The organism is Vibrio sp. B183 (genome assembly GCF_000740665.1).
Lineage (GTDB): Bacteria > Pseudomonadota > Gammaproteobacteria > Enterobacterales > Vibrionaceae > Vibrio > Vibrio coralliilyticus.
Genome location: NZ_JPQB01000004.1, coordinates 469,945 through 485,240, shown reverse-complemented (window position 1 = coordinate 485,240; position 15,296 = coordinate 469,945). Strand labels below are relative to the sequence as shown.

The following is a 15,296-nucleotide window of genomic DNA, read 5'->3' as shown; positions in this document are numbered from 1 at the left end:
TGATGGACTACTCACGTAACTGGTTGTTCGTCTCGCCTACGGAACAGCAGCAACTAGCCTCTACCAAACTTTTGATCGTAGGCTGTGGAATCGGTGGGGTCGTGGCAGAACTGGCTCTTCGCACTGGCATCCGGCATATTACCATTGCCGACGGCGATACCATTGAGTCAAGCAACCTTAATCGACAAAACTTTACTTCCCACGAGCTTGGTAAGAACAAAGCGTCAGCAATTGGAGACCGACTGACAAAAATAGATGCAACAGCGTCAATTAATGTCATAGACAAGTTTCTGGACGAGTCAGACTTGAAGACACACATCCCTGAGCATGACTTTGTCATCAATACCATAGACTTTGATGCACCTGAATTCCCTCTCGTACACCAGATCTGCAAAGAGCATAAGAAAGTGGAAATTTTTCCCATCAATTTAGGCTTCGGATCTGGGATGACATTGCTCGATCACACGACGCCAGGTTGGCTGGAGCACTATCAAGTCGCTCATCACACCGAGATTAAACAGGCTATTCTGATGCACTTGCTTCACTCCGGTGCCATGTCCGACTATTTGGTAAAGAGCGCAGAGACTTACTACGCAAAACAAGTGGAATACGACTCGCAGCTCGCCATTTCTTCATCAATTTCGGCATCAATGGCTATAGGTGCTATCGTTGCGATAACCAAAGGTAGCCCCGTTGCCAAATTCCCTCAGTTCCAATACGTCGATGTAATGGTGCCAACGGTTTTGTAGGGTGTTCTTCTGATCATTTCGGGACCAAAACTGGCTAATTAAGTAAAAATTCCTCTTCGAAGAGGGATTTTTAACCAGAGCATTAAATATGTATGTCTTGAGGAGTAATTAAGACTCTTCCATTCCATCTCGCCATTCCGATAGCACTTCAATATGACTTGGTTCTATGCCACAACATCCACCAATAATACTAGCGCCGAGCGAATGCCATGTTTTTGCGAACTCTAAATATTCCTGAGGAGAAAAATGACGCAGCGCCTGCACAGTGTTATTCGCCTCATGGCTGGTATTTATTGGCGTAAAACTGTTTGCAAACACACCAATCGCTAGCTCACGCTCCAGTAGGCCAACCACGTTATTCACCGCTTTGATCGCTTGCTCAATAACCTCTGGAATTGAGCAATTAAAGAATATTCCTTTAGCCTCACTACTCAACAAAAGCTCTACTGCTGATGACACCGACTCACCAGATCGAAGACGAGCTGGTTGATTCACTTCATCCATCAAGGTGAAGGCAACAAAATAAGGTTTATCCGTCTGCGAGAAAACGTCCAAAACAACCTTTGCTTCTGCCAAACTCGATACAGTTTCCGCCAGCCATACGTCTACATACTGGTCTTGAGCCTGAAACAACAACGAACTTATTTCATGGGCCTTAGCTTCCTCAAAGAGGTCAGGACGATATGAGCCCAGAGGAGGAGGAAGCGAGCCCGCAACCACCACATTTTTTCCTGAACAATCCACCACTTCACGAGCAATTTGAGCTGCACTTTTTGCCAGCTCTTTGCCTCTGGACGCATACAGTTCTTCCCCTAGATGAAAAGGAACACAAGCATAGCTATTCACTGTGATGACCTCTGCCCCTGCATCAATAAAACCTTGATGAGCTTGCTTTACATAATGTGGGGATTCAATCAGAGCTTGAGCACTCCAGAGAGGTTGAGAGAATGGCGCTCCGATGCGTTTTAATTCGCGACCCATACCGCCGTCAAGTATCGTAACTTTGTTCATTTTGGACTTCTATACTGCTAAGTACCCTTAAGGCAATTCAATCACATTAATGCGTAGACAAAAGTGATAGTTTCTCATTATTAACATGAACAAACTTCAAGTTTATGTCTCTAGTATAAAATAACGTCAATGTAAGTGAAGATCTCTTTCTTCAAGGTACGAGATTTAACCACAGCTGAAGTACACTATCTTAGCCGACGACCAGTTTCACACAAGACTCATTCGAGCTTCTCTAGGTGTAATGAGTGATCGACGATATAACCTTGATATCGCTCTAATGCACCTTCAGGAATCGCGAACGGCAAACCTCCCCATGAGAGCTGCGGAACCGCTCTTACATAGGGTAAAACGCACAAGTCTACAAATTGCTGTTGAGTGTAAGGAAACGATATAAAATCGGTTTTCCACTGATTAATGTTTGCGATCAATTCTTGGACAGAACGGTGTTCCTCACACCCCGCAAGGAGCTCTGGGCTCGGCAAGTAGTAGGATGTTTTATACCCTGATGCATGAAAATCAGCGAGTGCAGCCGCGTTTTTAGATTCTACAATTAGACGTTGCCTGTCTTTCTTCTGAGTAAAGTAGCGGTTCAGATAGCCTACAATAGTTGGGCTAATTTCAGGCGTTAGATTTTTCAGATCTAACCATAAACGACTGCTTATCGGTACAATATCCACAAGCTGATGGAAGTAGAACGCCATTGATGCATGTTCAGGATAGTGGTAAATATCCAGCGCCTCTTGGTCCACATTCCAAACCGCATCAAACTCGAATGCCTGATAATACTTAGCGTACGTTTTTGCCCGCTCAGGACTGTTTGTTCGGTGAGCATAAACATGCTCAGGAATACGATAGCGTTCAAAGAACAAAGATAACGCTAGTGGATCTTCAACGCCGTATGAATCAGCATCTAACTTACCTTGTTCCAAAATAGTGACAACGGGTAATTGATCACAGCTTGCAACCAACCCTACTTTCTCGACGACTTTACAGCTGGAATAAACGGCAAAAACCCTGATCGGCCTCAGCTTATCGAACGTCAGCAAGATAAGAACAGATGTGAAAATTAAAAGATAAATTAATGAGCGTTGTATCTGCATTGCTGCTGCCCCGGATAATAAAACTCAAATGAAAAGTCACTAGGTAAGGTTTTCGTCACACCCTGCACAGAGTAATAGGTGAACTCACTGGTTGACTCTGGTGGCTCTATTTTCATACCGAGTGTTGATAACAAGACTTCAGGAAAGTAAGCGCTGTTAAACAGCAGATGTTGGTTATCCCGGTAACAGTTAATCACCTCAGACATATTTTTCCCTAGCGAACCAAAGACAAGGTAAGGCACGGCAAGCTCGTCTTCGATCCGAATAGGTTGAAGCCCATGCCCTTTCCCAATAACTTCACCATGATCGGAAAAGTAAACCAGTAAGCTGTTGGGTTCATCTTTAAACAGCCCAGAAATCAGTGCATCCAGAATCGAGTCTGTGAAATGAACAGAGCTCAAGTAAGCGATTTCAATGGGTGAAACATCAGAAGCAAGCGTGAGTTGCTGCTTGATGGCATCAAAGTGGGCTTGGGGCAATGCTTCACCATTTCTCACTGAGTAGTCAGCATGCTCGCCAGATAAATGCAGCACAACAAACTGATGCCCATCATCTTTGTTTAGCTGCTTTACAACCGCTTTGGCTGCATCAATATCTCGCCAAAGCTGTCCTGGCTCACCAGTATGGATAACATTATCTGAGGAAGTCGCTACTTTAGCGGTGAACGAGTCCCAGCGAGTGTAGAGCGCTTGGGTGGTAACCCAGGTAGTTTGATATCCCATCATCCGAGCAACATCAATTAAGTTCACATAAGGCAACCCTTGGTACAACATTTGATTCGCCGAAATAAATGAGAACGAACGAGGGACGGATTCTCGAGTGTTGGGGGCAGGAGCAAAGACACCATCAACCACGGTGACAAGGTTACTATCTTCGATATGGCGAGCCTTCAGCTTTGGGCTCGAATTAATCTGACTACCGTAGAGAGAATAGGATGCTCTTCGTGAAGACTCTCCAATAACAATGACGATATTAGTAGGAATAGCGAGAGAAAAATCAGGCAATACATGTTCTGGCATATCTTGTCCATAGCTCAAGTGGCTCTGATAACGCTCATAAAAAGCCAAGGCAGCAACTCTGAAAATATTGTATGCGGGCGTGTCCTGATAAAGGTACAAAGTATGGACGTAATCTTCAGCTATCTGCTGTTTGGCTTCAGGGTCAAAGTTCCATTTAAAAACAGGTAAAGTGGTAGCCACAACCAAAACACTCAACAATAACGTCATTCGGCGCCATCCCTGAATAGGCAAGTAGGCTTTCCAGAAACAATACAGCCCTATCGCGGTGGATAGAAAGACCGGAACCATGATGTACCAGTTAACGAGTTCAAAATAACCAATAACTTCTTCGCTATGTGTCAGCAGTATTGAGTGGAACGCTCCCGTAGAAACAAGACCTCCCGTCAGAACTAAAGATACGATGCTGAACAAGCACGATAGAGCGAACAGAAGCTTGATCGCCTTACCCAACCAGCCTTTAAACGTCATGATAAATAACAGTAGCAACACGCTCATCAGCGCGAAGTAGTAAGTGAATACACTGCTTAACTGCATGGTAAAAACGAGCGGAACGAGAAAAGGAAGTAAGCCAACTACGCAGTACAAGACAGCAGTTTTATTCATCGCCTTCATAGGCATTCCCCTCAATAACGACTTGCGCATTCAATCGATACAGCAGAGAACATGCCAACTATAAAATCTTTAAATTACAATGCATTAAGTGACAAACAGGGTTATTGGGCTAATCTCAAACCCATATTGAGATAATCATCGCTTTTTGATTCTCATATCAAAAAACACTGTCGAAGACTTAGATATTGAGCTCCCTGCTTAACCAATAGTGTTTCTTTCAGAAATTAGATGCCACGGCTCAACTAGCCGTGGCAACAACGTGAGACTATCGCTCGTTATTACTGTGTTTGCCTTCGAACATCTGATTAATAAACAAGGCTGACAAAATAATGGCTAACGCTAGCCAAGTATTGCCTTGGACAGACTCATCGGTGAGGAAAACACCAATCAATACGCCGACGGCGGGGACCAAATAATTGGTCATTGAAGTGAAAACTGCGCCAGCATTTTTAATACTCATCATATAGAGGTAATACACGACGCCAGCGCATATCACACCTAGATAAAACAAAGACATAACTGATGACGCATTTGGGTGAGACTGATTGAGCGGGGCCGTCATCAAAGCAATCACAGTCAGCTGAACACTGGCCATACATAGAACATTACGCGCCACAATAAGTGGGTGCTCACCTTTGACACGATTAAGTAACAGCAACGCAATAGCAAAAGAGATAGCAGAGAACACAATCGCCATCGAGCTAACAAGGTCGATACGCCCTGTCTCAGTGACAAGCTCAGGATAAAATAACACCAGCAGCCCACCAAATCCTACGATAACGCTAATCGCACTACCTATACTGATTCTCGCGCCTTTAATAAATACAGGCGCAAGCAATAATGCGTAGAAAGGCAATGTTCCCATCAATATCGCCGTAATCGAGCTTGATAACTCCTGCTGTGCCCAAGGGACCAAAACAAACGGAATTGCCGCCTCCAAAAGGCCAATTATTGCAAACAGCCCCCATTGCCTGCTCACACTGGTTATGCTAATCATTTTGCATATCAGAGTTAATGTTAGTGCACCGAGAATAGCGCGGAATGTACCTATCCATACTGGGTCAAATCCCATTAGAGAATATTTCTGGAAAACAAACTGAGAGCCCCAGATGAGCCCGATCGCAAGCAGAGTTAAATAGTTTTTAAACATGACGTGATTACCTAAAGTGCATCATTTTTCACTAGATGTGTATCTTGTCGTTGTTGGAATAAGTTCGGTGGGCATATCGATTACATCGCTTTAAAAGCAACCGCATCCACTTCTATTTTCATCCCATCAAGCGCCAACCTAGGTACTGGGATCAACGTACTGGCAGGTAAGCGATCAGACGGCCAACGCGTGAGCATCTCATCACTCCAGACTTTCAGTTTGCTTTCATCGTGATCGACGATTAACACGGTAATTTTTAAAACATCGCCGAAGCTGATTGCATGGGCAGTCAGAGCAATATCTAAGTTGGTTAACACACTCCGCACTTGCTGGCGAAAATCTTCACTCAAGCGGTGCTCGACGCCTTCTCCACCACTTTGACCTGAGATATAAACGAGTTGCCCATTAGACGGAGCCGTTACTGTGTGACAAAAGCCATACGGTGTTGGATTGAATAAATCTGAGGGATTATGAAAAGTAATTGTTTTATTGGACATTTTTACCTTCTAGCCATTTTAAGTTCAAATCCCAGGCACTATAAAAGCTCAACCTAGCTTGAGGTCAATAGCATTTTTTAGTCCCGCAGATATAGCCAAAAGCGGGATAACAAATAAAACCCGCAGACACGTATTTTCTGGTTCGCTAAGTATGTCGAAAGGCTTTATTGCGAGCAAAAATGTTATGTTATAACATAAGAAAACAATAATAATGGAACATCAGAAAATACACGGTTTGGGTGAATGTTATGGACACAATCGAGACAATGATTGAACAGGCAGAGAAGCGCTGCCGAGCAAATGGAAAGCGGCTCACTTCAAAACGTAAGCAAGTACTCACAGCGCTCCTTCATGCTGATAAAGCGCTGTCTGTTTATGAGTTGATTGACTATGCAAAAACTCACTTTGGCCAAACGGTTCAAGCCATGTCTGCTTACCGAATCCTGGAGTTTTTGGAAGAAGAGCACTTGGCACATAAGCTCAACGCCTCAAGCAAATACGTCGCCTGTGCTCATATCCATCACGAGCACGAACATGGCGTCCCCCAGTTCTTGATTTGCCGCCAATGTAATAAGACTCAGGAACAAACTTTAGACCCATCCCTTATTACCAACCTAGAGTCAGATGCCAAGCAAGTCGGGTTTAAGGTGTTAACACCACAACTAGAGATCGATTGCCTGTGCAGTGAATGCAGCCAGAATTCCGATTAACACTCAGTAACTCAGCCAAAAGGAGCCGGTCCAACATTATGACCTCAATACTAATTAAGAATGCACACATCGTCAGCGACGGTATCGTTAGTCAAATGGATGTGCGTATTGTCGGTCAAAGAATAGAGAGAATAGAGGCAGATATTGTCGCCACCCCGAGTGACGAAGTTGTTGATGCAAAGGGAGGTTACCTACTACCCGGAATGATCGATGATCAGGTGCATTTTCGTGAACCTGGCCTGACACACAAGGGCTCCATCGCTTCAGAGTCACGAGCGGCAGTAGCCGGCGGTATTACCAGCTACATGGAGATGCCAAACGTCAACCCTTCCACGACCACCATTGAAGCGCTCGAACAGAAATACGCGGTTGCAGCCCAGCACTCCTGCGCCAACTACGCGTTTTACCTTGGCGCTACCGAGGATAACCTAACTCAAATACAACAGCTGGATCCAACAAAGCACTGTGGCGTAAAAGTGTTTATGGGCGCTTCAACGGGTGACTTGTTAGTCGAACACCCGCAAGCATTAGAGCGAATCTTCGAGGAATCACCCACGTTGGTAGTAACACACTGTGAAAGTAGCCCTATCATCGCCCAAAACAGCGACAAGTTGCGACAATCTTGTTCGGTATTCACTATTGAAGACCACCCTATACTCCGTGATGATGCCGCGTGCTTTGCGTCTTCATCATACGCCGTTTCATTGGCTAAAAAGTACCGCACGCAGCTGCACGTTCTTCACATCACTACGGAAAAAGAGCTTTCGCTATTTGAACCGGGGCCCATTCAACACAAACACATCACAGCCGAAGCGTGTGTACATCATTTATGGTTCAACAATCAGGACTACGCTGAGCGAGGCAACCTGATTAAATGCAATCCAGCGATTAAGTACGCCAGCGACCGAGATGCCTTGATCCAAGCCTTGCACACCAATCAGATTGATATCATCGCTACCGACCATGCACCGCATACCTTGTCAGAAAAACAGGTGCCATATGAACAGGCTCCCGCGGGTATGCCATTGGTCCAACATGCCCTACTGAGCTTACTCGATCACGTCGACAAAGGAAGGCTGAGCTTGACTCAGGTGGTCGAGAAAGTATCGCACAATCCAGCACTCAGATACGCGATCAAAGACCGAGGATTTATTCGCGAAGGTTACTACGCCGATCTGGTGCTGGTCGACAGAGACAATTCCACCAGCGTCACTCATGACAACAGCCTGTATCACTGCGGCTGGAGTCCATTCGCAGGTCACACCTTTTCGTCGAAGATCCAAAGCACTTGGGTGAACGGCAACAAGGTATTCGACGGGAAACAAGTGACTTTTGAGCCATCAATCGCCAGTGCCCTGTCCTTCACACGCTAAAAGCAGTTCCTATCCACTGAGATATTAAAATGTTAAGAAGAAACCCAAACGGGCATATGCCTGTCGTCTCCGAAACGGCATTCATTGACCCTACCGCCATCATCTGTGGCAAAGTGATTATCGAAGACAATGTATTTATTGGCCCCTACGCGGTGATACGAGCTGATGAAGTCAATACACAGGGAGAGATGGATCCTATTGTCATCAAGCAGGATACCAATATCCAAGACGGCGTTGTTATCCACTCCAAAGCAGGCGCAGCAGTGACCATTGGCGAGCGCTCTTCTATCGCTCACCGCTCTATCATCCACGGCCCATGTGAAGTTTGCGATGACGTGTTCATCGGTTTCAACTCGGTCGTTTTTAACGCGACGATAGGCAAAGGCTGTGTCATTCGCCATAACTGTGTTGTTGATGGTTTAGATTTGCCTGAGCAATTTCATGTACCACCAATGACCAATATTGGTGCAGGCTTTGATTTAAGTAGCATTTCTAAAGTCCCGCCTGAGTATTCAGCATTTTCAGAGTCCGTTGTCTCTGCCAACCACACCCTTGTGAAAGGGTATAGGAGAATGGCAAATGAGCTCTGAACAACCAATCAAAGCGGTTCCGACAAATATCATTACTGGCTTTCTCGGCGCAGGAAAAACCTCCGCAATCCTCAAGTTAATGCAGCACAAACCGGCTGACGAACGCTGGGCAATTCTGGTTAACGAGTTCGGTGAAATAGGTGTCGATGGAAGCTTGTTTCAAGGCCAACATAATCGAACAGAGCAAGTATTTATTCGTGAAGTTCCAGGTGGGTGCATGTGCTGCGCAGCTGGGCTACCCATGCAAATTGCTCTTAACCAATTACTTACCGAAGCCAAGCCTGACCGTCTTCTCATTGAACCGACTGGCCTCGGGCACCCTAAAGAAGTATTGCAAGTGCTCTCTTCTAAACATTATCAAGAAGTACTGTCTTTACAAAAAACACTCACGCTGGTTGATGCACGGCAGCTGTCTGATGAGCGTTACACGCTTCATGATACATTCAACCAACAGATTGCGATTTCAGACACCATAGTTGGCAGCAAAGTCGATTTATATCAAGGCGATGAGAAACGGCAGTTAGACGCTTATGTGACAAAGCTGGGTGGCTCGGACAAACGAGTGATTTTCGCCGAATTTGGCAATATTCCTTTTGATGAATTTGAGGGGCCTACTTTAGCTAACGAAAAAGGCGGTCACCATCACCACCATGGCCAATCAAAACCTCTGGCCGCTGACCTACCTATGCCAGAGAGTGGCATCATCAAAGCAGTAAACGAAGGTGAAGGTTTTCGAAGCATTGGCTGGCGCTTCTCACCAGACAAAGTTTTCAGCCGACAGAAACTGGCATTAATGCTAGTTGAGCTGAACGTTGAACGTATGAAGGCTGTATTCATAACCGATATGGGCGTTTTAGGCTATAACATGACGTCAGACGGATTGACCGAAGTGATTCTGGATGATGGTTTTGAAAGCCGCGTAGAGTTTATCTCAGACAACCTTGACGACGCGATTGAAGCCCAGCTGCTGGCTTGCGTGATAGCCTAAACAACAAAGTCTTAGAGGGTAGACAATACGCCTACCCTCTGCGCATCCACTTTATATTTTTACACGTATCTTCTCGTCGGCCAGTGCCATGGCGATATTACTGGAACAATACGCACTTTCATTGATGAAGTGAGGATACACTTCATTGCTCCCCTGCCAATGCACGTCATACCCATTGAAAGTGGCAAGGATTGGCTCTCCGGACTTCACAACTTCAAAGTCTTTCCCGCAAATTGTCGGATGAACCGTAGCGATACGCATCCCATCATTGTCCAGCGGAAATGCGACGTCTTCTAAATAACGATACGCATCATACTCGGTACCGTGAATAGCTTTGCCTAAGTTATGTAGTTCAATAAAGTCTAGCACTGCGGTAAGCAAGTTTTTCATCAGTTCCAATGTTTCATAAGTCAAAGCACCGTGTGCTTGCGCACCGACTTCTAACATCACACCATATTGCCCCACCGAACATAAGTAGGGCTGCTCATGCCATGGTTTACGATCTTCAAATAGTATATTGGCACTCGGCATGCGGTGCTTCACGTATGACCCCATTTGATTGTAAAAAGGATCATCTGACAGCAGGATCAGCGTTGCACCCATGTTGCTGGTCGTGTTGTGTAAATCAATAATCAGTTGGTTTTGCGAATCTCCATATCGTTCTGAAAATTTTGAGGCAAGTTCAGACTCCTTTGACTCTGAAGCTCTCGATAATGCCTTTGTTGAAAACTCACGGTTTAAATCACTTTCAACGAAACGAACACGACGCTCTACCGCCTCAGGGTTACCTATTACATTTTTAACCTCAAACGTTGATCGGTCGGCAGGGTAATGTCCATCTCTGATCAGCTTATGGAGATAAAGGCCTGTTAGCTCATTACCATGAGTGCCTGCCACGAGAAGCACTTGGTTTATTTTCGGCATAAATTGACGTCCTAAGTTCAATACAATGCAATAAATACAATGTTATAACATAACAATTTAATGTTCGCGACTCGATGAGAATGAGAGAAACGTATTCTTGATGTTAAACCGGGACATCCAGCAACAGTCCCCCCATAGGGTTAACCAATACTAGATAGGCGAAGAAGTAATACCAGTAGCAATATAAAATCAGTGGGTAGAAGCTAGAGATGGGTATAAAAATGGCTCCCTTTCATTGGGAGCCATTTGTTGTGAAGGTATCAGCTAAGGGTTACCCCCAAGCACCTTTACTGAGGGTTAAGACCAAGAGTTTGTAGAACAAGCTTGAAATTATCTTGTCGCTCTTTAATCGCGTGAACTTCACCACTCACCGGACAAGTGTGATCCGGACAACCTCGGTTGACGATACCGGATACTGCATCAATAAACTCAGTGCCTTGCAAGCCACCGTCTACATACTTCTTCAACTCAGTGTGATAGTTCCAGTGTGCGTATGGACCACCTTCATCGTTGTAAGCCTGTACCGAGGTTACCCAATAGAACAAGCCCGCAATCCACTTGATCTCTCTATTCTCTTCCGAGCTACAAATCAGCCCAGGGTTAGAACAGAAATCAAGGTCAGCATAAAGTGGGTTAGCAGGTGGTGCTTCTACCGTAACCCCATTCACTGTTGTACCGACGGTATCAGGGTCTACGTGCGAACGGCCCATGAAGTGGTTCAATGTACCGAAGTTCTGACGGCCTGTGGTTTGAATAACACCACGGCCCCACCAACCACATCCTTGGACAGTACCGTTAGTATCAGTGCCGTCCCAAATAAACGAGCCTGCTTTTTGATCAGCGTAGACTTTACATTCATCACGCTCCCATACCTGTTTCGACGTATCGACAACAGTTGGCACTTCATTACAGTGACCGCTGTTCGTCCAGCGCCCAACATTACCGTTCACTAACAGTCCTTGCTCTTCCAACACCGAGTCCGGAGCTGCAAAGATAGGGGCAGGTGCACCATACCACTTGGCATTGGTTAGTGCGCTCACTTCCATCTTCGGATCACGAGGACAAGAGTATGGGTGATCCTGACCCGTCACCGGATCCATACCATAGTCAGCATACTTCTGACCTAGCTGACCACAGCTTGCAGTCATAGGGTAGTTAACAGGTGCACCGTATCTCACTTCAGACCAGTTGTTTTCATCACAAGCATTGTAGCGAATCGTCTCTTGCATACTCTGTGACAAGAATGCAGCAATGGCGACTTTGGCATAAATGGTATTCGTTGCATCATCTGCCACGTCATCCAATAGCCAGAAGGTATTCCCTGCTACACCAACGTTGTGCATAGAGTTAAGGCCCGCTAAGAAATCAGCCCACTTGTACACCGTTGAAGGAATCCACTGTGATTGAGGTGTTTCAAACAGGAATGCTTGGTTGTTCATTGCTGTTTCTGCACTGGCTAACTCATTGTTCAATGAATCAATGCGAGTTAACGGCCCATTTGTGACACTTTCTCCAGCATAATAAAGCGGCACAGTGGCGCTTTGGTAGCGAGCAATTTTATCGCTCAAATCCGCCGTATCAGTATCAAACGAAATGGCGAAGATATTGCTGTGTGCGGCCTTACGAATATGGCGGTCACCATTCGTATTCCCCAAAAAGTAAGACGCGGTTTGCGTGGTAGGAAGAGAAGACAGCAGTGCTGGCGTTTGGAGATAATCAGTTACTTGTTTGACGTATTCCAAAGCGTAATGCCATTGCTCATCAGTTAGAGCTGGCGATGTGCTTGATTTAGTGAAAGCAACAAAGTCTGCTTTGGTCAACGACTCTGCTTTATACAGTTCAAAGCTAGACAATAAATCAGACGTTGCGCCTGACGCTGCATTCCAAACCGCTCTGCGACCAGAGTGAGTATCGTAAGCAAAATCACCGATACTTAATGTCCAACCGAACGTGGCTTGAGGCGCAAGTGTTGAGATAACTAGATTGTACGCCTGAGCCCAACCTTGTGCATCGTCACTTAGCGCATTGATATCATTGATATCAATTTGGCTACCTGTCGCATCAACAGCAGCAGTAAGCGCTTGCTTAACCGCGATGGCACCTAATGCTTGGCCTTTGTCTGCAGTCGCAGCATCCAGTACATCACTATTGATAATGACCGATGTTGAACCCGCAACTTCTACTGCTTGAATAAGAGATACAAACGCATTAGTTAACTTCGTTGTATCAGAGAGATCCGAGCTACCGATAGTATCGATCACTAGCGTCGCAGGTGCATTCAATGTCGCAGGGCTAGTCACGACAAAATTGCTTGGCCACCCGCTCACTTCAAGACGCACAGGGTCCATTGGATTTGGTAGTGACAGTAACGGTGCCGTACCCGGAGGTGTACTATCACAATTCAGGTGATGTCCCCAACTATCATCGCTACCAGGAACAGAAGCAGTCCACCAATTCGCTTTATAAGCGACATTGTCGTTCACCATGATGTCCCCACCATTCGCATGATCTCCACGCGTCCAGTTCGGATACACATTGAATTCAACACATAAGTCATCAACTGGTCCGGGGGCAGGATCTGGGTCTGGCGTCGGATCTGGGTCCGGTGTCGGATCTGGGTCCGGTGTCGGGTCTGGGTCCGGTGTCGGGTCTGGGTCCGGTGTCGGGTCTGGGTCCGGCGTCGGGTCTGGGTCCGGCGTCGGGTCTGGGTCCGGCGTTGTATCACTGATCAATTTCCACGGCGAGTCCCATTCATTTGGATACTCATCCGTTGGGCTTTGACCAGCGTTAGCCCACCACTTGGCTTCATATGTCTTCCCATCAATTGTGACTTGTGAGCCACCGGAGTAGGCCTTGGTTGAGTCATAAGGTTCCGCCGCATATAAACTGCCGCTTAAAACAATACACGCCAACGTAGTCGCTATCTTGTTCATCCTAAACATAAGTTTACCTTTAAGTTAATTTTATATTGTTTACTTCACGCTTGAATAAGGTTTTTAGATTCACTAATCAGATAAATAATGATCTAAAAATAAGCTAGCACTTTCCAACCTAATTATCTGGTCAATACGCTGTATTCGTGTCGTTATGCGGCTAATATCACGTCGATTTAGCTATTTCATGCCTAGTTAGTTATCAAGTTAAAATAACTTATGTACGCGTTAAAGTAGCTATTTACAGAATGAAATTTGGGGTAAGGGATAGGTAAAGTTTAGTTACAAAAGAGGGTGTATTTTGAAATGTAAGTAACTCAATATATTGAATTTATTTCAGTGTCTCTGTTTGTCCGATTATGATAAGCGGGCAAGTCTATTGGCGGATCACTATAGTCCATTAATCGCAGGCAAGCCTTGGATCTGCATGAATGGCTCATAGCTATCCAAGGCTACTGATGTAGCCTTGGTGTTTTATATAAGGTGACTTAGCGTGATTCAAGTGGGTAAGAACGGTAACTCCACATACCGTAAGTTCGCAGAGCATCTCGGTAAATACCCAGCAGCTCGCTATCGCTAGCCTTTGCTAGCTCTTTTAGTGGTTTGTCTGGGTAGCCTACCGTGTCGAACGTGATACCTTGCGGGCCTGTTTGCCAGCTTGCCACTTCAAACAGAGTCTGCCCGCGTCGTACGTGGCTCGCAGAGCTGATAATAGTGGCGTGTTTGATGCCGTGACGAGCCAAAGCGTAACTGCTAAACAACGCATTACCGACTGTGCTGGTCGCATAGTTTTCTTCAATGATGCGATCTTTACTTACACCTTTAGAAATCAACCAGTCTGCCATGAGTTTGCCTTCCGTTTTATGGTTTTTTGGCACCCCGCCCGTTAACACAATTAATGCATCAGGGTTGGCTTTCGCCATAGCTAACGTTGTTTCTAGGCGTTGAATCAAAATTTCATGCATCGAGCCATCTGGATTTAGTGCGTAGCCCAAAGTCACAATTGCCCCTTTGTCATCCAGCTTACCTTTGTCCGCTGAGTCTTTCAGCGGTGTCGCCAACACGCGATCTACGGTTTCAAAGAGACGAGTAATGTCAGCCGCTTTGCCTACATTTAATGTATTCAGCTTTTCCATATGCTTGCTTGATTCAGCATCATTGCCTTTAAAGCGTTGCCAAACGGCTAAGTAGGCATGCAAATCAACATCATCAGGAGCCACTGCCAAAGCTTGTTCAAACAGTTCAATCGCTCGGTCAACATTCTTGTTGTAGATCTGCGCATTCGCGGCCGAAATGAGCAAATCGGTACGGTAAGGCTCAAGCTCATACGCTTCCAGAAGTCGATTCGTAACGATTTCCATATTGCTTGGCATTTTTGCCGTAAAACCAGCGTGTGAGATACGCGCTGGTGACTTAAATGCAGTGACTGCATCTGCTAACAATTGATCCACCACTTGGCGTTTCGTTACAAGCTGCGCGTAGTCCGTTGACGCTTGAACCGTCGCGTCGTTCGCAGCCAAAGAGTAAGGAGCAGCAGTGAGCGCCAGCGCGCCACCAAGAGCAAGGGCAATGATGTTCTTTTTCATGTAGAGGTCCTGATGTTGTTATGTTCGAACTGTGTCGATTAATTTTTTCGCAGT

The 15,296-nt window shown here is 45.7% G+C and carries 13 protein-coding genes; 5 read left to right on the top strand and 8 right to left on the bottom strand.

Annotated elements, in window-relative coordinates:
* Positions 1-2: 2 nt before the first annotated feature.
* A complete protein-coding gene (locus IX95_RS05240) occupies positions 3-749 on the top strand; it encodes a ThiF family adenylyltransferase (protein WP_038157428.1) in 747 nt (248 codons plus the stop codon).
* Between the two features lie 108 nt (positions 750-857).
* Here IX95_RS05240 and IX95_RS05235 read toward each other — a convergent pair whose 3' ends face one another.
* The 5 genes from IX95_RS05235 to IX95_RS05215 form a co-directional block, all read right to left on the bottom strand.
* Positions 858-1,760, bottom strand: coding sequence for a homocysteine S-methyltransferase family protein (locus IX95_RS05235; protein WP_038157425.1), 903 nt, complete (start codon positions 1,758-1,760; stop codon positions 858-860).
* Positions 1,761-1,978: 218 nt separating this feature from the next.
* Positions 1,979-2,860, bottom strand: coding sequence for a hypothetical protein (locus IX95_RS05230; protein ID WP_038157422.1), 882 nt, complete (start codon positions 2,858-2,860; stop codon positions 1,979-1,981).
* On the bottom strand, positions 2,839-4,491 hold the full coding sequence (locus IX95_RS05225) for a phosphoethanolamine transferase (RefSeq protein ID WP_038157419.1): 1,653 nt from the start codon (positions 4,489-4,491) through the stop codon (positions 2,839-2,841). The genes IX95_RS05230 and IX95_RS05225 overlap by 22 nt, the downstream gene beginning before the upstream one ends.
* 265 nt (positions 4,492-4,756) lie before the next feature.
* A complete protein-coding gene (locus IX95_RS05220) occupies positions 4,757-5,641 on the bottom strand; it encodes a DMT family transporter (RefSeq protein WP_038157418.1) in 885 nt (294 codons plus the stop codon).
* An 80-nt stretch (positions 5,642-5,721) separates the two neighbouring features.
* Complete coding sequence (locus tag IX95_RS05215) at positions 5,722-6,138, bottom strand: RidA family protein (protein WP_006960298.1); 417 nt, start codon at positions 6,136-6,138, stop codon at positions 5,722-5,724.
* 248 nt (positions 6,139-6,386) lie between these two features.
* Between IX95_RS05215 and IX95_RS05210 the strand changes: the two genes are divergently transcribed.
* Genes IX95_RS05210 through IX95_RS05195 form a run of 4 tightly spaced genes read left to right on the top strand, consistent with a single transcriptional unit; the run spans position 6,387 to position 9,799 of the window.
* On the top strand, positions 6,387-6,848 hold the full coding sequence (locus IX95_RS05210) for a Fur family transcriptional regulator (protein WP_006960296.1): 462 nt from the start codon (positions 6,387-6,389) through the stop codon (positions 6,846-6,848).
* Positions 6,849-6,886: 38 nt separating this feature from the next.
* Positions 6,887-8,221, top strand: coding sequence for a dihydroorotase (locus IX95_RS05205; RefSeq protein WP_038157415.1), 1,335 nt, complete (start codon positions 6,887-6,889; stop codon positions 8,219-8,221).
* A gap of 29 nt (positions 8,222-8,250) precedes the next feature.
* Positions 8,251-8,811 (top strand): carbonate dehydratase, encoded by a 561-nt coding sequence (locus tag IX95_RS05200; protein WP_038157413.1) that lies wholly within the window; start codon positions 8,251-8,253, stop codon positions 8,809-8,811.
* On the top strand, positions 8,801-9,799 hold the full coding sequence (locus IX95_RS05195) for a CobW family GTP-binding protein (RefSeq protein WP_038157411.1): 999 nt from the start codon (positions 8,801-8,803) through the stop codon (positions 9,797-9,799). Before IX95_RS05200 ends, IX95_RS05195 begins: the two co-directional genes overlap by 11 nt.
* A 51-nt stretch (positions 9,800-9,850) precedes the next feature.
* Here IX95_RS05195 and IX95_RS05190 read toward each other — a convergent pair whose 3' ends face one another.
* The 3 genes from IX95_RS05190 to IX95_RS05180 all read right to left on the bottom strand — a co-directional run bounded on the left by IX95_RS05190 (position 9,851) and on the right by IX95_RS05180 (position 15,242).
* Positions 9,851-10,723: an aspartoacylase gene (locus IX95_RS05190; RefSeq protein WP_038157408.1), complete on the bottom strand. Its 873-nt coding sequence runs from the start codon at positions 10,721-10,723 to the stop codon at positions 9,851-9,853.
* A 287-nt stretch (positions 10,724-11,010) separates the two neighbouring features.
* Positions 11,011-13,665, bottom strand: coding sequence for a cellulose-binding domain-containing protein (locus IX95_RS05185; protein ID WP_038157405.1), 2,655 nt, complete (start codon positions 13,663-13,665; stop codon positions 11,011-11,013).
* Positions 13,666-14,144: 479 nt separating this feature from the next.
* Positions 14,145-15,242, bottom strand: a complete 1,098-nt coding sequence (locus tag IX95_RS05180; protein ID WP_038157401.1) for a YdcF family protein — start codon at positions 15,240-15,242, stop codon at positions 14,145-14,147.
* Positions 15,243-15,296 lie beyond the last annotated feature (54 nt).